Origin of the sequence: Brevundimonas aveniformis DSM 17977 (assembly GCF_000428765.1) — a bacterium.
Classification (GTDB): domain Bacteria; phylum Pseudomonadota; class Alphaproteobacteria; order Caulobacterales; family Caulobacteraceae; genus Brevundimonas; species Brevundimonas aveniformis.
Map to the genome: position 1 here is coordinate 53,535 of NZ_AUAO01000001.1, position 19,290 is coordinate 72,824.

Sequence of the window (19,290 nt, forward strand, 5' to 3'; positions counted from 1 at the left end):
GCGGCGACCGCTCGAAGATTGGATCGCCTTGTAGCGGACCGGGCTGAAACCGCCAGATGGAACCGGAGGTTCCCCGCCTAGTACGAAACCCTGAGGCCGATCACCCCCATGCGGGGCGGTCCGAGGCTGGCGACGCCCGTGGCCGTCTCTGCAGTCTCGACCTCGGCGTCGAAGGCATTCAGAAGGGCGATGTACAGGGAAACTCCCGGTCGCAGACGCCAGTCGGCGCGGAGGTCGGCGGTCACGGCGGCGTCGAGCACCTGGCTGTTCAGATCGTCGCCGAAGCGGCGGCCTTCCCAACGTAGATCGGCTGACAGGCGCAAAGTGTCCGCGGGCGTCCAGTCGAGGCCCGCGGTGGCGCTCCAGACCGGTGCCTGGGCCGGTCGCAGGCCGGTCAGCTGCGGTGCCTGATCACCACCGTCCATCCGGGCGTCAGTCAGCGAAACGGCGCCGCGCAGCGACAGTGCCGCGCTCAGATCGACCTGGCCCGTTGCCTCCAGGCCCTCCGCCGAAATCACCCCGGCGTTGCGACGCTGGCGCAAGACGCCGCCGGCCGGAACAAAACCCGCGCGGGGAAACACCCCTGGCCCCGCACCGATGGTGACATTGACGACGGCGTCCTCCAGCCGCGTGGCGAAGACGGTGGCCGAGAGGTCGGCGCGGGTGCCCGCCCAGGCCCAGCCGATCTCGACGCCCTGAAGCCGTTCCGGCTCCAGCGCCGCATTGGCCTCGGTCAGGTCATTGCCGACCCGGAACGGCCGATGCAGTTCGTTCAGGGTGGCTGGGCGGAAACCCGAATAGGCGGCGGCGCGCAGGCTGTGACCGTCGGCCAGCACCCGGCGCACGGCCAGCCGGGCGCTGGTGATCTCGCCCGAACGATCCGGGTCGCGCTCGTGGAGCGTCGCCGCACCGGTCGCCAGGTCACGCTCGAGACGGTGCCCGGAGGCATTGGCCCAGTGGTCCAACCGCGCGCCGCCGGCGACCAGCCAGTCGCCCACCTCCCAGGCGGCCTCGCCATAGACCCCCGCGACCGAGGTGGCCCCGCCGGCCACACGGCCCCGCGTGAAGGTGCCCGCCATGAATCGGAACTGCTCGCGCGTCTCGCCCTCCGCCCGGCGCGCATCCGCCCCGATCTCCCACTCGAGGCGACCTGCGCCCAGGGTCACATCCGAGCGCCGCAGCGCCAGGTTGGTGCCCCAGCCGACCGCCGGGGTGGCGAACTGATCGTTGGCGGGGGTTGTGCTGTTGCGGTCTGGGGCGACCGCGACGGAACTGTTCTGCAGGTCGCTGGCGCGTCGCCAAAGCTGGACCCGCCAGCCGGGCCGCTCCGGTGCCGGTGTCATCGCCAGGGTCGCCGACAGGACGTTGCCAGACGCCCGGGCGTTGGCCCCTGTCAGCCCGGAGCCCCGCGATTCCTCGAAGGTTCCGGCCCGTAGCGACAGCCGGGCGGTGCCCACGGCCAAGTCGGCGCGGATCGCGGCGGCGGCGGCCTCGACATTCAAAGATGTGTCGGCGGTCCCGGCGTCAGGCCCGCGCACAGCGCGAAAGCCGTCATTACGCTCCCACAGGCCGGACAGGACGACGCCGGCCGCGCCGCGCTGGACGCCGGTCGATCCGGCCAGCCGCACGCCGCCGCGCTCGGCCAGCGACGCATCGAGCACCGATCCGGCGTCACGCTCACGCAGTTGGACAACGCCGGTCAGGGCGCCCGCGCCATAGGGACCGGCCCCGGAGCCCCGGATCAGATCGACGCCGCCCAGGCTCTCGGTCGGCGCTTGCGACCAGATCACCCAGCCGCCGAACGGATCATTCATCGGCACGCCGTCGAGCGTCACCAGGGCGCGCCCGGCACCCGACGGCGCGATGCCGCGCAAGCCTATGCCCTGCGTCGTCGGATTGGCCGAAGTACTGCTGTTGCGCCGGAACAGGGTGACCGCCGGGATCTGCCCCAGCGCCTCGTCCAGCCGCCGACCGTCAGCCAGATCCGCTTCACTCAGCCGGACCACCGAAAACGCCCGCTCGCCCGCCGCCAGCGGCAACCGCGCAGCCGTCACCACGATCTCGGGCAGCGTCGCGTCGGGCGGCGGCGGAACCTGAAGCATCAGGCGAGCCTCATGCCGGTGAGCTCAAGGTCGGCGAATATCAGCATGAACGCCTCCCCCTCTGCCGCAACGGGTCTAGCTCGGAACGAACATCAGGGTGCCGATGGCACCCAACGCGACCCAGGCGGGATGACCCAGGCGTGTCGCCACCGCCCAGTAGACAGCCGACGCCAGGAAGGTGATGCCGATGATGACCTGCGCGTGGGACTGACCCGCGCCGAGATCGAACAGCAGTGCTGCGAAACCCAGTCCGAAGATCGACAACAGGTGCCAGCTTCCCCGCAACGCCCACCACCGCCGCACCGGCAGGAGATTCAGAGCCGCATCCGTCCACCCTTGCGCATTGCGGAGCCTCGAAAAGATCAGCCGCTCGCCGAGCACGGAGTGGGCCGCCACCGTAAGCGCGGCAAGGCCGCCGGCGATCAGCATGGCGTTCATGACGCGATCACGCCCAGCTCTTTGCCCGCTGTCTTGAAGGCGTCGACGGTCTGGTCGATCTGGTCAAAGGTGTGGGCCGCCGACATCTGGGTGCGGATGCGCGCCTGGCCGCGCGGGACGACGGGGAAGGAAAAGCCGATCACATAGACGCCCAGCTCCAGCATCCGTGCCGCCATGTCCTGCGCCAATTTGGCGTCGCCGAGCATTACCGGAATGATCGGGTGCTCGCCTGGCAAAAGGTCGAACCCGGCTTCGGTCATCGCTGCGCGATAGCGACGGGCATTGGCAAAGAGCTGGTCACGAAGCTGATCACCCTCGGCCCCACCGGCGATGCGGATCGCCTCCATCGACGAGCCACAGACCGCCGGTGAGAGGGCATTGGAGAACAGATAGGGCCGCGCCCGCTGCTTCAGCAGCGCCACGACCTCGGACTTGGCACAGATGAAGCCGCCCATGGCCCCGCCCAGCGCCTTGCCGAAGGTGCCGGTGACGAAGTCGACCCCGACCCCGCAATGGGCGTAGGAGCCGCGGCCCTTCGGCCCGAGAAAGCCCGTGGCATGGCAGTCGTCCACCATGATCAGGGCGTCATACTTGTCGGCCAGCGCCCGGATGTCCTTCAGCTTGGCTATGTAGCCGTCCATCGAGAACGCGCCATCGGTGGCGATGATGATCGTGCGCGCGCCGTCGGCCCGAGCCTGTTTCAGCTGGGTTTCCAGGTCATCCATGTCGGAGTTGGCGAAGCGGTACCGCTTGGCCTTGCACAGGCGCACGCCGTCGATGATCGAGGCGTGGTTCAGACTGTCAGAGACGATCGCGTCCTCGTCGGTGAACAACGGCTCGAAGATACCGCCGTTGGCGTCAAAGGCCGCCGCGAACAGGATGGTGTCCTCAAAGCCGAGGTAGTCGGCAATGGCCCGTTCCAGCTGCTTGTGGATCCCCAGCGTTCCACAGATGAACCGCACCGACGCCGTGCCGGCACCCCAGCGGTCTTGCGCGGCGATCCCCGCCTGGGTCACCCGTTCGTCACCCGCCAGCCCCAGATAGTTGTTGGCGCAGAAGTTCAGCACATCGCGCCCGCCGACCTGGATCACCGGCCCCTGGCGACTGTCGATCACCCGCTCTGGCTTGGTCAGGCCTTGCGCGTCGATATCCTCAAGTGTCTGGCGAACGCGGGCGTAGAAATCGTGGGTCATACTGTCCTCTGGCTTGCGCGCCGGACGGTTACGCCGATTTCAGGTGAGTTTCCACCCGCCCACGGGGCTGCGGGTGCCCGGCTGCGACTGCGCGAGGACGCTTAGCCCCCGCGCGTCGTCGTCTCGGTGGGCCGGAACGGCGTAACGCGGGCCCTTTGATTGCAGGGATTGAGCGCCAGCGGGGTCTGAACCGAACCGCTGTCTCCTGGGGGCGAAGCCCGGACGGCGACCACGGCTGGGCATGGCTCCGTCTCGCCGGGAACCTCTCCGGCCACAGCCGTTGTGACCAGATCGAAATAGGCGCTGCCACTGGGCTGGAGCCGGACCGGCTCGATCGAAGCACTTTCGCCGTAGTAGAGGCCGGGATCCTGGATAATCCGAAACGGCGCGCGCGCCTGGCCGTTAGTGCCGATCATCGTTACCCCGGGATAGCCGTTCAGAATACAGGCCGACGTCCCTTCATTGGTGAAGGCCAGCACATTGAAGCGCGATCCGGCAGCCGCGTCGGCGGACACAACGTGCAGCGACAGGGCCGGCCCAGCGCACGGCTGTTCAGTTGTCGGCGCGGGGGCCGCCGGCGCATCCGCAACCGCCGGCGTCGTGGCTGCGGGAGGCTCGGGCGCGAGAACGCCACCCGTCGTCGGTCGCACACAGCGGGCTAGAACGGCCTCACCGATGCGCTGTGCGTTCAACTGGCGAAGGGTCGCAACTTCCTGGCCGCCCTCGAGGGTCACCCACCATTCCAGCGTCTCTCCCGTCCAGCGCGCGCCGGATACGGCCTCGGCCGGCTGCATCGGCCAGGTTTCATTGCCCAGCGTCAGGGCCAATGCCCCGTCTGCGCCATAGCTCGCCTCAGCGGGCCGGTCCTGGTCACAGGCATAGACCACGGTTTGCGGTGGCGGTTCGTTGGGAAGTGGCGGAGGCGGTGTCTCGCCGGCACGATCCGTACAGGCGGCCAGCACCACGAGGAGCGCAAGGGCATAACGGGCTTTCATGGCGACTCCGCGCAAAATCGGCGGGACGGTAGCGTCATATGGGCCGGAATTGCAAAAGCCCCGCGCGAGGCGGGGCTTTCGAAACTTGGGTGCGGGAGCAGGATTTGAACCTGCGACCTTCAGGTTATGAGCCTGACGAGCTACCGGGCTGCTCCATCCCGCGTCAAATCTTTGGCTTTTGGTGCGAGAGCAGCCCGGAAGGCGGCTGATCCGCTCCGCAAGCGGAGCGTTGGGCTGCTCCATCCCGCGTCAGCAGGTTTGTGTTGGGAAGGTTTTTCAACTGTCCGTCTGGCAGACCCGGCGGCGACCTACTCTCCCGCGCCTTAAGACGAAGTACCATCGGCTCTGGAGGGCTTAACGACCGAGTTCGGAATGGGATCGGGTGGGGAACCTCCGACATAGCCACCAGGTCGGCAAGACGGACAGATGAAAATGAGAAGACATTGTCGGCGAACTCAAAGTCCGCATTCATGAGTTTTGCTGAGAAACGATCAAACCGATCGGATTATTAGTACCGGTAAGCTCCATGCGTCGCCGCACTTCCACACCCGGCCTATCAACGTGGTAGTCTTCCACGATCCTCAGCGAGACCTTGTTTTGAGGTTAGTTTCCCGCTTAGATGCTTTCAGCGGTTATCTATTCCATACTTAGCTACCCTGCTGCGCAGCTGGCGCCACGACAGGTCCACCAGAGGTATGTCCATCCCGGTCCTCTCGTACTAGGGACAGATCCTCTCAAGTCTCGAACACCCACGGCAGATAGGGACCAAACTGTCTCACGACGTTCTGAACCCAGCTCACGTACCACTTTAAATGGCGAACAGCCATACCCTTGGGACCTGCTCCAGCCCCAGGATGTGATGAGCCGACATCGAGGTGCCAAACTTTGCCGTCGATATGGACTCTTGGGCAAAATCAGCCTGTTATCCCTAGAGTACCTTTTATCCGTTGAGCGATGGCCCTTCCACACGGGACCACCGGATCACTATGGCCGACTTTCGTCTCTGCTCGACTTGTCAGTCTCGCAGTCAGGCGAGCTTATGCCATTGCACTCGACGAGCGATTTCCGACCGCTCTGAGCTCACCATCGCGCGCCTCCGTTACACTTTGGGAGGCGACCGCCCCAGTCAAACTACCCACCACGCCATGTCCCGGACCCGGATAACGGGCCTCGGTTAGACGCCAGCGACAACAAGGGTGGTATTTCAAGGATGGCTCCACAGGAACTGGCGCCCCTGCTTCAAAGCCTCCCACCTATCCTACACATGTCGACGCTAACGCCAAGGCGAAGCTATAGTAAAGGTTCATAGGGTCTTTCCGTCTGACCGCGGGAACCCCGCATCTTCACGGGGAATTCAATTTCACTGAGCCTGTGCTGGAGACAGTGGGGAAGTCGTTACGCCATTCGTGCAGGTCGGAACTTACCCGACAAGGAATTTCGCTACCTTAGGACCGTTATAGTTACGGCCGCCGTTTACCGGGGCTTCAATTCGGTGCTTGCACACCTCCTTTTAACCTTCCGGCACCGGGCAGGCGTCAGACCCTATACTTCGCATTGCTGCTTCGCAGAGCCCTGTGTTTTTGCTAAACAGTCGCTACCCCCTGGCCTGTGCCACTCTACTCTGGTTGCCCAAAGCAGAGTCACGCTTATTCCGAAGTTACGCGTGCAATTTGCCGAGTTCCTTCAGCACAGTTCTCTCAAACGCCTTGGTATGCTCTACCTGACCACCTGTGTCGGTTTCGGGTACGGTCTCTGTTGGAGTTATTTCCAGGGACAACTTCCCTGCCAGGACAATCCAATAAGCCCTGACAAGTTACGTCATCCGTCACTACCAACTGGCCCAGGAATATTCACCTGGTTCCCATCGACTACGGCTTTCGCCCTCGCCTTAGGGGCCGGCTAACCCTGCGCAGATTAGCTTTACGCAGGAACCCTTGGTCTTTCGGCGGGAGTGTCTCTCACACTCCTATCGTTACTCATGTCAGCATTCTCACTTCCGATACCTCCAGCCAGTCTCACGACTGACCTTCACAGGCTTACGGAACGCTCCGCTACCGCTTGCAGTAAACTGCAAACCCATATCTTCGGCGAACGGCTTGAGCCCCGTTACATTTTCCGCGCAGGATCGCTTGACCAGTGAGCTGTTACGCTTTCTTTAAAGGATGGCTGCTTCTAAGCCAACCTCCTGGTTGTCAAAGCAATCCCACATCGTTTCCCACTTAGCCGTTACTTGGGGGCCTTAGATGATGGTTAGGGTTGTTTCCCTTTTCACGACGGACGTTAGCACCCGCCGTGTGTCTGCCCGATAGTACTCCTGGGTATTCGGAGTTTGGTTAGAATTGGTACCGCTCGCGCAGCCCGCATCCATCCAGTGCTCTACCCCCCAGGGTATTCGTCGGACGCTCTACCTAAATAGATTTCGCGGAGAACCAGCTATGTCCAGGTTTGATTGGCCTTTCACCCCTATCCACAAGTCATCCGAGTCTTTTTCAACAGACACCGGTTCGGACCTCCAGTTGGTGTTACCCAACCTTCATCCTGCTCATGGATAGATCACCTGGTTTCGGGTCGTCATACGTCGAACTCAGCGCCCTATTCAGACTCGCTTTCGCTGCGCCTACACCTAACGGTTTAAGCTTGCTCGACACATGAAGTCGCTGACCCATTATACAAAAGGTACGCCGTCACTGCGCTTGGCAGCTCCGACTGCTTGTAGGCTTCCGATTTCAGGATCTGTTTCACTCCCCTTGTCGGGGTGCTTTTCACCTTTCCCTCACGGTACTTGTTCACTATCGGTCGTAGAGGAGTACTTAGGCTTGGAGGGTGGTCCCCCCATGTTCAGACAGGATTTCACGTGTCCCGCCCTACTCGAGTCTCTTGCTATTTGATGCGTACGGGGCTGTCACCCACTATGGCCGACCTTTCCAAGTCGTTCCGCTTTATTTCACAAGAGCACTGGCCTGGTCCCGGTTCGCTCGCCACTACTACGGGAGTCTCTGTTGATGTCCTTTCCTCCGGGTACTGAGATGTTTCAGTTCCCCGGGTTCGCTTAATGAACCTATGTATTCAGTTCATCATACCTTTGAACGATCCACCAAGATCGTTCCTGGCCGAAACCAGAAACAAGTTGGAAGACCGTAAAGGTGGGTTTCCCCATTCGGAAATAACCGGATCAAAGGGTGCTCGCGCCTCCCCGGTTCTTATCGCAGCGTGCCACGTCCTTCATCGCCTCTCTACGCCAAGGCATCCGTCAGAAGCCCTTTTGCGTTTGATCGTTCTCAGCAAAACCCATGCGCTTGTGGCCTCTCCGACTGGAAAGAAGTGCCGGAGCGCCCACGCATGGACTTTGATATTTTGCCAGACAATGTCTTCTCGAGCTCGACCTCTAAAGCATGACTGCCCGGTCGAACCTTCCCTTCACAATTTCAATGCAACCAGCGGGATCCGCCGGCGCAAACCGTGTTCCTTTAATCGCTGAGCCGTCGGCCACCGGATGGTGGAGCCAGACGGGATCGAACCGACGACCTCATGCTTGCAAAGCACGCGCTCTACCAACTGAGCTATGGCCCCGATCCGCGCTACCAGTAAGGAGTGGTAGGCCCGGGCAGACTCGAACTGCCGACCTTACGCTTATCAGGCGTACGCTCTAACCACCTGAGCTACGGGCCTATGGCAGCGGTCCCTGGGTAATCGGGCTCGCGATCAAACCGCCTGTCCGAACAACCCGTATGGCTGGCCGGCGGCGGCGAAGGAGGAAAGAGAAACGAAGACGGCGGCGTCCCGCATTTGATTGGAGCTTCAATAGACCCGTGAGAGCCTGGAGAAGCATCCTTAGAAAGGAGGTGATCCAGCCGCAGGTTCCCCTACGGCTACCTTGTTACGACTTCACCCCAGTCGCTGACCCTACCGTGGTCGCCTGCCTCCTTGCGGTTAGCGCAGCGCCTTCGGGTAAAGCCAACTCCCATGGTGTGACGGGCGGTGTGTACAAGGCCCGGGAACGTATTCACCGCGGCATGCTGATCCGCGATTACTAGCGATTCCAACTTCATGCTCTCGAGTTGCAGAGAACAATCCGAACTGAGACGACTTTTAGGGATTGGCTCACCATCGCTGGGTTGCAGCCCTCTGTAGTCGCCATTGTAGCACGTGTGTAGCCCACCCCGTAAGGGCCATGAGGACTTGACGTCATCCCCACCTTCCTCCGGCTTAGCACCGGCAGTCCCTTTAGAGTGCCCAACTGAATGATGGCAACTAAAGGCGAGGGTTGCGCTCGTTGCGGGACTTAACCCAACATCTCACGACACGAGCTGACGACAGCCATGCAGCACCTGTGTCCTAGTCCCCGAAGGGAAAGCCACGTCTCCGTGGCGGTCCAGGCATGTCAAAAGGTGGTAAGGTTCTGCGCGTTGCTTCGAATTAAACCACATGCTCCACCGCTTGTGCGGGCCCCCGTCAATTCCTTTGAGTTTTAATCTTGCGACCGTACTCCCCAGGCGGATTGCTTAATGCGTTAGCTGCGTCACCGAGATGCATGCATCCCGACAACTAGCAATCATCGTTTACGGCGTGGACTACCAGGGTATCTAATCCTGTTTGCTCCCCACGCTTTCGCGCCTCAGCGTCAGTAATGAGCCAGTGTGTCGCCTTCGCCACTGGTGTTCTTCCGAATATCTACGAATTTCACCTCTACACTCGGAGTTCCACACACCTCTCTCACACTCAAGACATCCAGTATCAAAGGCAGTTCCGAGGTTGAGCCCCGGGATTTCACCCCTGACTTAAATGTCCGCCTACGCGCCCTTTACGCCCAGTAAATCCGAGCAACGCTAGCCCCCTTCGTATTACCGCGGCTGCTGGCACGAAGTTAGCCGGGGCTTCTTCTCCGGCTACAGTCATTATCTTCACCGGTGAAAGGATTTTACAATCCTAAGACCTTCATCATCCACGCGGCATGGCTGCGTCAGGCTTTCGCCCATTGCGCAAGATTCCCCACTGCTGCCTCCCGTAGGAGTTTGGGCCGTGTCTCAGTCCCAATGTGGCTGGTCATCCTCTCAGACCAGCTACTGATCGTTGCCTTGGTGAGCCTTTACCTCACCAACTAGCTAATCAGACGCGGGCCGCTCTAAAGGCGATAAATCTTTCCCCCGAAGGGCACATTCGGTATTAGCACAAGTTTCCCTGAGTTATTCCGAACCTAAAGGCACGTTCCCACGTGTTACTCACCCGTCCGCCACTAACTCCGAAGAGTTCGTTCGACTTGCATGTGTTAGGCCTGCCGCCAGCGTTCGCTCTGAGCCAGGATCAAACTCTCAAGTTGAGTTGACATTGACTCCAGATAGTTCGCGATGCCGAAGCACCGCTGCGTTCTGGTTTGCATAGTTTCTTGACGAGTTCCCACAAACGACGATCCGAAGATCGTTATTCATGGTGTCTTCAAGAGACCGCAAGTTCGTCAGTGTCTGAGTGACCGAAGTCACCGCTGAGACACCGCCGCCTGCGTTTCTCTTTCCAAATCAACGATGTCAAAGACCGAAACCACCGTGGTGGCCCCACCCGTTTAACGCCCGGTGGCCGGCGGAGGCGGCGATTTAGTCGCCACCGATTTCAGAGTCAACCGGCTGTTTTCAGCTTTTTGCGTTTTCTTTCCACCGGGGTGGAAATCGGCGCAAAGAATGTCTCGGGGCCGCCGAGGGGCAATCCCCAGAAGGTCGAGAGATTCGGTTGGAGGCGCGGAACCTAGTGATTTCCGATTTCGAAATCAAGAGGCTTTCGTCTCTCGTCTTCGTTTCGGCCCGCCCGGTTCCGAGCGAGGCGGCGATATACGAGCGGCCCCTTTCAGACGCAAGGGCGAAAAAGCGGCAATTGCAAAGTTTCTCGCAGACCGCCGGTCTGTTCAGCCCGCGCCGATGTAGGCCTTCATGCTTTCAGCCTCGAAGGTCGCCTCGGCGATCTGAGACTTCACCAGATCCCCGATCGACACGACTCCAACCAACTGCCCTTCCTGTAGAACAGGCAGATGGCGGATACGGCGGTCCGTCATACGTTCCATAAGCGTAGCCACCGTCTCGGTCGGCTCGGCGAACACGACGTCTTGGGTCATGAATTCCTGAACCGGTCGGGACAGGGCACCTCCGCCGTGGCGCGCCACAGCCCGAACGAGGTCGCGCTCGGACACGATGCCGACGACCTGCTCCCCGTCACAGACGACCAGAGCGCCGACCCGTTTCGATTCCAGGGCCTGGATGGTGGATTCGAGACTATCCGCGGGCCCCGCCGTGAAGACGTTCGGCCCTTTGTCCTTGAGGATCTCTGCGATCAGCATGGCGACACCTCCTTGATAGAGACAGAGCCTCGCCTATTCCGACAGGGGAATCAATGTTCGCCGCCCGGCGTGCCGGTCCACGGCCCGGATCGCGGCAAGGCCGGCGGCGGCACCCGCCACAGCCGGAACCACAGCCCGACACCCAGCAGACCAACCGCCAATCCGATCAGGTGCGCTTCCCAGGCGATGCCGCGAATCCCCGTTGAGGGGTCGAAACCCAGGAAGCCAACCAGCAGGTTCACCGCCACCCACGCCGCCGTCATGCTCAGAACCCGGCGCGACAACAGCGGCTCAAGCACACCCCACGGGTTCATCAGGCGGGTCGCCGCCCCGATCAGACCAAAGACTGCGCCTGAGGCCCCAATCAAGGGTACCTGCGATTCGGGGTTGAGAAGGGCATAGCCCAGGGCGCTCAGGACGCCGGACACCAGGAAAAAGCCTATAAACAGGGCATATCCACGCAGGTCGCCTCCGAGACGGCGCGCCAGCGGGGCTCCAAAGGCCAGCGCACCGACGGCGTTGGAGCCCGCGTGCATCCACTCCCCATGCACGCCCATGCTCGTAAGCAGCCCGAGCGCATCGCCTTGCCAAAGGTGCGCCGGGATCAGCCCGAATCGGTACGGCCAGTCCGGCCCGATCCAGCTCTGGACGGCGTACAGGCCGAGAATCGTGCCCACGACCAACAACACCGGCCCGGGCACATTGAAGGCGGGTTCGCGTCCAGGCTGTGGGGGGGGCGATTCGGTCATAGGGGAATCATGGTTAGCGAATCTCAAGCGGTTCTTAAGAAACGCCGCTCATCTTGCCCCTGCAAGCTGCGACTCGCGCGCGGCGAAAACGGAGATCGGGACAGCAGGCATGATGACGCTGAGCGCCCTTGGGAAAACGAAGGTGATCGGGGCTGTGGCCGCGACCGGCCTGCTGCTGGCAGGCTGTGGAGGTGGCGCTGGGGCCAGCGGCATGTACGCCGCGCCGATCGGGTCGGCCCCGGTGATCGCCAATCCGACGCCCTATTCGCCCGCCCTTTACTGTCTGGCCGACTGGGCCCGCGCCAACAATCGACCCTCACCCAGAATCGCCGTGGGCCGGATCTCGGACTATACCGGCACCGTCGGAGAGAATGGACGCGTCATTACCCAGGGCGGCTCGCTTATGGCGATGACGGCCCTGGCCAAGGCCGGGGCTCGCCAGGTTGAACGCTATGACACCTCCGTCTCGGAAATGGAGATGCGCTATTCCGGGGCTATGCTGATTGGCGACGGTGAGCCGGCTGAAGACGGCACCGCCGAGCCGCGCCGCCTGATCGCCGGCCAGGTGCCGGGCTCGGACTATATTATCCAGGGCGGCATCACCGAGGTGAACTTCAATATCCGTGGCTCGGGTATGGAGCTGGGCGGCAGCGTTGCCGAGGAGGCCGACGATACGATTCCTCGCGGCGGGCTCATCTCTGCACGCTCGGCGGTGATGAATGTGGCGCTGGACCTGCGACTGGTCGACACGCGCACCCAGGAGATCGTCGACGTCATCTCGTACCAGAAGCAGATCATTGGCCGGGAAATCTCGCTCGGCTGGTTCGACTTCCTGAACGGCAACGTCTTTGACCTGTCGATGGGCACAGGTGGCCAGGAACCGGCCCAATGGGCCGTTCGCGCCCTGGTCGAACGGGCCGTGCTCGAGATGATGGCCAATCTCTATGGGGCCCCCGGCCCGGAAGCCTGCCTGCAGGTGTCGGGCGATCTGTTGTTCGGCACCACCGGTCCAACCGGCGGCTACTATCCGGCCTATGACAATCTGGGCACCAACAACGGCGGCACCCGCGCCGACCCCAGCCGCTGGCACGATGAACGTGATCGCGATGTGCGCCGGGGGCAACGCGACCGCGGCCGCTACTAGGTTCTAGGGACTAGGGAAGCGAGGCCTTCCCCAAGAAATTACCACCCTTCCGCCCGATAGATGACCTCGCCGTCCACGATGGTCAGCAAGGCTCGTCCAAGCGGTATGGCCTCGACCGGGGCCGTCATCAGATCGACGTCAAAGACCGTGAGGTCGGCCTCGAAGCCGACGCGGATCAGGCCCAGCTCATCCTCGCGGAACGAGGCCCAGGCCGGCGCGGTGGTAAACAGGGCCAGGGCCTGTTCGCGGCTGATCGCTTCTTCGGGATGCCAGTCCGGGCCTTGAAAGCCCTGGAGATCGCGTCGGGCCACCGCCGCATAGAATTCGATCAGGGGCGAACCACGCTCGACCGGCGCATCCGAGCCGCCGACGACCACGGCCCCATCCTCCAGCAACGAATGCCAGGCATAGGCCCCATCCAGCCGCGCCTCGCCCAGACGCGCGGGCGCAAAGTGCAGGTCGCCGATGGCATGGCTGGGCTGCATCGAGGCGATCACGCCCTGATCGGAAAACCGAACCAGGTCGCGCGGATTGCGCACGATCTGGGCGTGCTCAATCCGCCAGCGCGCCGTCGCAGGGACTCCAACCTCGGCGTACCAGTCCAGAACCTCGGCATTGCCGCGATCCCCGATGGCGTGAGTGGCGACCTGGATGCCCGTTTCCAGCGCGCGCCGGTAGATCGGCAGAACCGCCTCGGTCGAGGTCTGCATCAGCCCGGTCGTTTCCGGCGCATCGGCATAGGGTTCGAACAGGGCTGCCCCGCGCGATCCCAGCGCCCCATCGGCATAAACCTTGACCGCCCGGGTAATGACCAGGCCATCCGCCGTCGCACGCGGTCCGCTTGCGAACAGGTGGTCGACGTCGGCCACGTCAATGGCGTTATAGATGCGCAACAACGGCGCGCCCTGGGCGTCCATCGCCTCCATCAGCAGGATATCGTCCCATGAGGCCCCCATATTGTGCAGGCCGGTCCAGCCCTGGGCGCGATAGACGGCCACCCCCGTCTCATAGACCTGGCGGCGGTTGACGGGCGCATCGGTCGGGATGGCGGCACGGATCAGGTTCATCGCCGCATCGACCAACAGACCGGTCGGCTGCCCCTCCCCGTCCCGTTCGATCTCACCCCCCGAGGGCACGGCGCTGTCCGCATCAATCCCGGCGGCGGACAGGGCCGTGGTCGAGGCGGCCAGGGCATGACCGTCTGCACGGGTCAGCACCACAATCCGCCCCGGTGCGGCGGCGTCCAGGTCGGCCGCGCTCAGGAACCGGGCCTCCGGCCAGTGAGTTTCGATCCAGCCACGCCCGATGATCGGGCCATCGGGATTGGCCTCTGCCCAGGCGCTCAGCCGTTGCATGGCCTCGGCCAGGGAGGCGGAACCCTCCAGATTGAGCGTCAGTTCTCGCTGACCGATGCCGTCCAGATGGGCGTGGCCATCCGTGAACCCGGGAAACAGGGCCGCGCCGCGCAGATCGATCCGCTGGGTCTGGGCACCCGCCAGGGCCTCGGCGCCCGCCCGTGCGCCGACAAAGGTGATGCGGTCGTTCTCGATCGCCACGGCCTCAGCGGTCGGATTGGCCGGGTCGCCGGTGTGGATCGGCCCTCCGAACAGGATCAGATCAGCGTCCTGGGCCTGGGCCGAGGTTGCGAACAGCGCCAGGCCGGCGGCGGAAAGAGCCATGCGTTTCATGCCGGCGACCCTAGAGCCAGATCCGGTGAGAGGGAATCGCTTTGCAAATCCTCCCCCTCCCTTTCGTCATCCTCCGACAAGCCGCGTTTGGCGGCGCGGACCGGGAAATCCAGGGCGGTTGGCGGCGATGAGCTGGGTCCCCGGTCGCGCTGCACGCGCCGGAGGACGACGAAAGGCGAAGGCCGAGCACAACGCGCAGGCGCGTCGACATTCCACCGTCCACCAATCCTGGTGCACTTTCGGTGTGTAATCTCGCCCGTCTCGATACCGAAGGACCGCCCCCCTGCGCGCGTTCCTCCCCGGCGCTTGCGCCGCGCCTATGATGAAGACGGCTCGGAGCGGATATCCGTATCCGCCCTTGTGGTCTTTGACATTGTTGTCACGCGCGCACCGCGCCTCAGCGGCCTGCCGGGTCCATTTCCGAATCCGCGAATACCCGCATCGCCGCCGCGCTTCAGCGATTTGTTCGTCCACGGTGGAAACTGTGTCACGCCATACCGACGCACGCGCTTGATCGGGTCAATGCCGATGATCGGCCTCAAGGCTCGCACCGCAGCCGGGCCCCGATAGAGAGAGCCCCGAAGCTCGTTTCGGGAGTCTGTCCCCGGAGTCTCCCGATCACTCGACCGTCCTCCTCCAGACAGGGCGATTAATCCCCTCGTCACCTGGCTGTGGCATGTCACGGATACCGGGTCGCGCACGGTGACCTGGGTGATAGACAGAACCGATGACGACCTCGCTGGACACCCACACAGACGACCCCGGATCGGGCTTTATCGGACTGACGCGCGCCCTGGCCGAGGCCGGGCGGGGCGAGGGCCTGACGCTGGGTGATATCCGGGATCGGCTGGACGAGCGCGGCTTCGGTATCCTGATTTTGATCCTGTCGATCCCCTGCCTGGTGCCGGCCCTTTACGGCGTGCCCCAAGCGATCGGCATTCCCATTCTCCTGCTGGCTGGCCAGCTCCTGATCGGCATGAAGGAGCCGTGGCTACCGACCCGCCTGCTGACCCGCCGCTGCCCTCAGGCCTGGCTCGATCGGATGGCCGACTTTGCCGAAAAGCGCATGGGATGGTTCGAACGCCTCAGCCGCCCACGGCTTCAGGCCCTGTCGACAGGCCTGGGCGAGCGGTTCGCCGCCCTGTTCATGATCATTGCGACCATCACCATCGTCCTGCCGTTGGTGAATACGGTGCCGTCTGTGGCCCTGGCCATGCTGGCGGTGGGTTTGATCCAGCGCGACGGTCTGTTCGTGCTGTTGGGCGCAGTGGTCGCGAGCCTGTGGGCCGGCGCTCTGATCGCGGTGGCTCTAGGCCTCTACTACGGCGCGACCTGGGCTACCGGACTGAGCGGCTACTTCCAGTGATCGACGCCGGGGCTCAGCCGGGCTAGAAGCGTCGCCATGGCGGTGTTGCAGATCCTGTTGAGATGGTGGGCGGTCGTGGCCCTTGTGGCTTCTGCGGCCATGCTGGGCGCGGCCCACTGGTTCGAATCTCAGGGGCTGGCCCCGTGTCAGCTCTGTCTGCGGCAGCGCGAAGTCTATTGGGCGGCTCTGGCCGTTGCCGGACCCGCGATCGTCTGGACCCTGATCAGTCGGGCCAAGGGAACGCCGCGGCTGGCCGCCTTTATCCTGTTTGCCATCTTCACCGCCGGCGCCGTCACCGCCGCCTTCCACGCTGGCGGGGAGCAGGGCTGGTGGGCCTTGCCCGCCACCTGCATGGGCGCAACAGGGCCGATTAATGCGACCGATATCCTGGCCAGCCTGGAAGGTCCGGCCACGATGCCCAGCTGTGGCGACATCGCCTGGAGCTGGCTAGGCCTGTCGATGGCCACCTGGAACGCCATCCTCTCAGTCGCCCTTGCCGGGTTCAGTTTGGCGGCCGCCATGCGCCCGCGCGATGCCCAGGTGCCGAGGTTGTATCGTGAACCGTAATGTCCGTCTTGCCCGGCCCGGTCGCGGCCAGCTTCGGACCCGTCTGGGCGAGATGCTGCGCGTGGATCACGCCGGCGAAATGGCGGCGGTGCAGATCTATCGCGGCCAGAAGGACGTGTTTCGTGCCGCGGGGCGCGCCGCCCTTGCCGACGACATGGAACGCATGGAGGGCGAGGAGCAGGTTCATCTGGATCGCTTCAACGCCCTGCTGACCGAAACCAGCACCCGCCCGACCCTGATGACGCCGCTGTGGCGGATCGCGGCCTATGGGCTGGGCGTCGGCACGGCCCTGTTGGGGGAAAAGGCGGCCCATGCCTGTACCGAAGCCGTCGAGACGGTGATCTCGGACCACTACGCCGACCAGGCCGACGAGTGGGAGATGCGCGACCCAGCCCTGGCCGAACAGTTCCGTGAGTATCGCGAGGACGAACTGCGCCACCACGACCACGCCGTCGAACAGGGCGCGCACGAGGCGCCGGGCTATGAGCTGCTGACCGGCCTGATCAAGGCCGGCTGCCGGGTGGCGATCAAGGTGTCGGAGAAGGTTTAAACGAGAGGGTCGGTGCTGGTGTAAGCCAACAGCAACTGACGGCTGGGATCCTCAGGATCCGGCATCACCAGAACTACAACGATTTCATGGCCACTGCCCGGATAGGCCGCTGTAGCGCTCGACACTGTCAAGCCTTCGATTTCAAGGAGCAACCAGGGATCAGTCGGCTCTCGCGAGCCAAAGTGCATATAGGTGTTCAGACTGAACTGGTTCAGGCTTTGGGTTCCGTCGGGGCGTTGCCAGAGGCCGATCAATCCTACCGGCACAATTTGATACGGGTTTGCGAGCGCGATTGCCCGGTCGTTCGGCGCGCTAAGCACGCGATTCGATTCCAGAGCGCGACCGTCGAGGGAAGCATGCTGAGCGACTTCGCTTGCAATGAGAGAACCGAGCAGATCTGCAAAGGCTTCGACCTGCCCGTCGGTCGTGTTTCCAACCACCATCAGTCGGGAATAATCAGTTACCGTGATGGCGTTCGGCCGGGTCGGAAACTCGACCAGCGGCACGCCGGTGGATGACGGACCGCACGACGCAAAGTCATAAGCCAGAAGGCGATTGCCATGCACCGCCACAACCGTCCCGCCTAGGCCGATACTGACCATGGCGTGAAGCGGCGCGTCTTCACCGCGCAGCAGCGGCCACGCCTCCACCGTATCCATTCCTTCGAGACGGAATCCCCTCTCCCAATCTGGATCAAGGACCACCCACTCCTCCGAAGTTGCGGCCAAGAGGCGTCCACCCTCACGTGGAACGAGCGCTAGAATGGGGCCTGGAAGACCTCCAATCGACAAGCCACTCGCGAAACTTACAGTCTGCGGAGCCACAATCCGGATGTTGGCAGGGGGCGCCTCCAGGACGCGCGTATCAACCGAGACATCGGCTCCAGGGGCGGTCGAGCGTGATCCACAGGAGCGCTCGGCAAACGCCTCCGTAGCAGCAGGCGAAGGAGGCGGCGGCGGCGCTGCCCCGATGCAGACCAAGGCTGCCAACGCCAATACCTGGTGAATTCTCAGCAAAGCTACCTCACATCAAACGCCAGCAGTAACGTCCGCTGGCGCGGGTTGAAGTTGTCGTCCGACAGAATGTAGAGCCGCACCCCGCCGTCCGGCCGGCGCACCGCGGCGATGCCTTCGAAGTTGTCGACAGTGGCGGGAGCGGTGAAGGTGGTCGGGATCCAGCGCCCCAGAATACAGGGATAGACGCATCTCGCGGACTCGCGGCGCTGGATGGCGATGACGTTGGTGTTGGTGGTCGAGTTGTAGCTGCGGCTTAGCTCGTATCGCCAGCGCTCCCCGTCGATCGTTTGAGTGAGCGAGGTCAGACGCAGATCGGCGTCGGTTGGTGTTGCTTCGGGCGGATCATCGTGGATTGCGCACGCTTCGGGTTCGCACCACCAAAGGCCGCCATTCTCGCCAGCCGCCCAGAAGGCGTCGCCTGCGGCCCAAGCGATCCCCTCCATCCCATCGTTCTCGGTGAACGCGAAATCCGGGATCACCCGCTCGCCCAGCCACCGCCCGTCACGGTCGTAGCGCCAGACGCGGTGCAGGCGCTCAAAGCTGACCAGCACCTCACCGTTGGGCATCAGAGCCAGCCCCTCGGCGTCAGCCAGATATTTCGGGATCAGCGGGGTGCCGTCCGGGTCGACGAGCGGTCGGACCTGGACCCCGCCCACACCGGCCAGGCGACCGGCCGCATCCAGCTCGACCCGCCCCCTGACCAGCAGGCCCTCATCGGTGACAGCATAGAAGCGCTCGGCATCTTCGAACTTGATGTCCGACAGGCCGTGGAGCCGATTGAAGCCGGAGGTGATCTGAACGCCGCCGGCGAAGACCAGTTGGCCTGTGCCGGCCTCGAGATCTGGATCGTTGATCGGCACGGGCGTGGCCGTAACCTCGACTTCCATCCAGGCGTCCGGCAACGGCTCCTCGGCGAAGCGGACGGCCTCACGCAGGGCTTCTCCAGCGGCGTGGCGGGCCTGCCAGCCGACTTCCGGCGTGGTCGCACAGGCGGCGAGCACGGTCGCCAGCACGACACTGATAGTGGACCTTCTGAATCCGTCACCCTCGGGCTTGTCCCGAGGGCCCACCGGGACGCTTTCTGGCGCGCTAGGCGATGGTCCCCATCGGACCCGACGCGCCAGCTCGATCATGGCCGCGGCCAGCCGAACCATGGGCCC

At 63.4% G+C, this 19,290-nt stretch carries 13 protein-coding genes, 3 tRNA genes and 3 rRNA genes; 4 read left to right on the plus strand and 15 right to left on the minus strand.

Annotation, left to right across the window (positions count from 1 at the left end):
- Positions 1-77 precede the first annotated feature (77 nt).
- The 12 genes from G391_RS0100295 to G391_RS13315 form a co-directional block, all read right to left on the minus strand.
- On the minus strand, positions 78-2,102 hold the full coding sequence (locus tag G391_RS0100295; RefSeq protein ID WP_035303427.1) for a TonB-dependent receptor: 2,025 nt from the start codon (positions 2,100-2,102) through the stop codon (positions 78-80).
- Positions 2,103-2,177: 75 nt separating this feature from the next.
- Positions 2,178-2,540 carry a hypothetical protein gene (locus G391_RS0100300; protein ID WP_029085746.1) on the minus strand — a complete coding sequence of 121 codons (363 nt, stop codon included), beginning with the start codon at positions 2,538-2,540 and terminating at the stop codon, positions 2,178-2,180.
- Entirely contained in the window at positions 2,537-3,733 is a 1,197-nt protein-coding gene (locus G391_RS0100305) for a glycine C-acetyltransferase (RefSeq protein ID WP_029085747.1), read from the minus strand. Before G391_RS0100305 ends, G391_RS0100300 begins: the two co-directional genes overlap by 4 nt.
- 101 nt (positions 3,734-3,834) lie before the next feature.
- Positions 3,835-4,728, minus strand: a complete 894-nt coding sequence (locus G391_RS0100310; RefSeq protein WP_029085748.1) for a DUF4232 domain-containing protein — start codon at positions 4,726-4,728, stop codon at positions 3,835-3,837.
- An 86-nt stretch (positions 4,729-4,814) separates the two neighbouring features.
- Positions 4,815-4,891 (minus strand) — tRNA-Met (locus tag G391_RS0100315).
- Positions 4,892-5,023: 132 nt separating this feature from the next.
- Positions 5,024-5,138, minus strand: a 5S ribosomal RNA gene (gene rrf, locus G391_RS0100320).
- A gap of 77 nt (positions 5,139-5,215) precedes the next feature.
- Positions 5,216-8,002 (minus strand): 23S ribosomal RNA (locus G391_RS0100325).
- Between the two features lie 220 nt (positions 8,003-8,222).
- Positions 8,223-8,298, minus strand: a tRNA-Ala gene (locus G391_RS0100330).
- 22 nt (positions 8,299-8,320) lie between these two features.
- Positions 8,321-8,397 (minus strand) — tRNA-Ile (locus G391_RS0100335).
- A 166-nt stretch (positions 8,398-8,563) separates the two neighbouring features.
- A 16S ribosomal RNA gene (locus G391_RS0100340) occupies positions 8,564-10,045 on the minus strand.
- The 16S, 23S and 5S rRNA genes sit together here with 3 tRNA genes alongside, the layout of an rRNA operon.
- Before the next feature lie 576 nt (positions 10,046-10,621).
- Positions 10,622-11,050: a CBS domain-containing protein gene (locus tag G391_RS0100345; RefSeq protein WP_029085749.1), complete on the minus strand. Its 429-nt coding sequence runs from the start codon at positions 11,048-11,050 to the stop codon at positions 10,622-10,624.
- A gap of 50 nt (positions 11,051-11,100) precedes the next feature.
- Complete coding sequence (locus tag G391_RS13315) at positions 11,101-11,799, minus strand: rhomboid family intramembrane serine protease (RefSeq protein ID WP_084169076.1); 699 nt, start codon at positions 11,797-11,799, stop codon at positions 11,101-11,103.
- Between the two features lie 112 nt (positions 11,800-11,911).
- On the opposite strand from G391_RS13315, the gene hfaB reads away from it, so the two are divergent.
- Positions 11,912-12,943: a holdfast anchoring protein HfaB gene (gene hfaB / locus G391_RS0100355; protein WP_029085750.1), complete on the plus strand. Its 1,032-nt coding sequence runs from the start codon at positions 11,912-11,914 to the stop codon at positions 12,941-12,943.
- Positions 12,944-12,981: 38 nt separating this feature from the next.
- On the opposite strand, the gene G391_RS0100360 is transcribed toward hfaB, so the two are convergent.
- The gene (locus G391_RS0100360; protein WP_029085751.1) at positions 12,982-14,631 is read right to left on the minus strand and encodes an amidohydrolase; all 1,650 of its coding nucleotides are present in this window, start codon (positions 14,629-14,631) and stop codon (positions 12,982-12,984) included.
- Between the two features lie 727 nt (positions 14,632-15,358).
- Between G391_RS0100360 and G391_RS0100365 the strand changes: the two genes are divergently transcribed.
- The 3 genes from G391_RS0100365 to G391_RS0100375 are packed head-to-tail and all read left to right on the plus strand — an operon-like array spanning position 15,359 to position 17,114.
- A complete protein-coding gene (locus tag G391_RS0100365; RefSeq protein ID WP_029085752.1) occupies positions 15,359-15,997 on the plus strand; it encodes an exopolysaccharide biosynthesis protein in 639 nt (212 codons plus the stop codon).
- 36 nt (positions 15,998-16,033) lie between these two features.
- On the plus strand, positions 16,034-16,564 hold the full coding sequence (locus G391_RS0100370; RefSeq protein ID WP_029085753.1) for a disulfide bond formation protein B: 531 nt from the start codon (positions 16,034-16,036) through the stop codon (positions 16,562-16,564).
- Between the two features lie 52 nt (positions 16,565-16,616).
- Positions 16,617-17,114, plus strand: coding sequence for a demethoxyubiquinone hydroxylase family protein (locus G391_RS0100375; RefSeq protein ID WP_425393379.1), 498 nt, complete (start codon positions 16,617-16,619; stop codon positions 17,112-17,114).
- On the opposite strand, the gene G391_RS0100380 is transcribed toward G391_RS0100375, so the two are convergent.
- Together G391_RS0100380 and G391_RS13320 are read right to left on the minus strand one after the other, a co-directional pair.
- Complete coding sequence (locus G391_RS0100380; RefSeq protein WP_029085755.1) at positions 17,111-17,773, minus strand: hypothetical protein; 663 nt, start codon at positions 17,771-17,773, stop codon at positions 17,111-17,113. The genes G391_RS0100375 and G391_RS0100380 overlap by 4 nt on opposite strands.
- A gap of 359 nt (positions 17,774-18,132) precedes the next feature.
- Positions 18,133-19,200 (minus strand): esterase-like activity of phytase family protein, encoded by a 1,068-nt coding sequence (locus G391_RS13320; protein WP_211226453.1) that lies wholly within the window; start codon positions 19,198-19,200, stop codon positions 18,133-18,135.
- Between the last annotated feature and the right edge of the window lie 90 nt (positions 19,201-19,290).

Coding starts and splice junctions, on each gene's coding strand:
- hfaB (WP_029085750.1), top strand. CDS start 11,912: ATGACGCTGAGCGCCCTTGGGAAAACGAAGGTGATCGGGGCTGTGGCC.
- G391_RS0100380 (WP_029085755.1), bottom strand. CDS start 17,773: ATGGATACGGTGGAGGCGTGGCCGCTGCTGCGCGGTGAAGACGCGCCG.
- G391_RS13315 (WP_084169076.1), bottom strand. CDS start 11,799: ATGACCGAATCGCCCCCCCCACAGCCTGGACGCGAACCCGCCTTCAAT.
- G391_RS0100360 (WP_029085751.1), bottom strand. CDS start 14,631: ATGAAACGCATGGCTCTTTCCGCCGCCGGCCTGGCGCTGTTCGCAACC.
- G391_RS0100375 (WP_425393379.1), top strand. CDS start 16,617: ATGCTGCGCGTGGATCACGCCGGCGAAATGGCGGCGGTGCAGATCTAT.
- G391_RS0100345 (WP_029085749.1), bottom strand. CDS start 11,050: ATGCTGATCGCAGAGATCCTCAAGGACAAAGGGCCGAACGTCTTCACG.
- G391_RS0100310 (WP_029085748.1), bottom strand. CDS start 4,728: ATGAAAGCCCGTTATGCCCTTGCGCTCCTCGTGGTGCTGGCCGCCTGT.
- G391_RS0100365 (WP_029085752.1), top strand. CDS start 15,359: ATGACGACCTCGCTGGACACCCACACAGACGACCCCGGATCGGGCTTT.
- G391_RS0100370 (WP_029085753.1), top strand. CDS start 16,034: ATGGCGGTGTTGCAGATCCTGTTGAGATGGTGGGCGGTCGTGGCCCTT.
- G391_RS0100305 (WP_029085747.1), bottom strand. CDS start 3,733: ATGACCCACGATTTCTACGCCCGCGTTCGCCAGACACTTGAGGATATC.
- G391_RS0100295 (WP_035303427.1), bottom strand. CDS start 2,102: ATGCTTCAGGTTCCGCCGCCGCCCGACGCGACGCTGCCCGAGATCGTG.
- G391_RS0100300 (WP_029085746.1), bottom strand. CDS start 2,540: ATGAACGCCATGCTGATCGCCGGCGGCCTTGCCGCGCTTACGGTGGCG.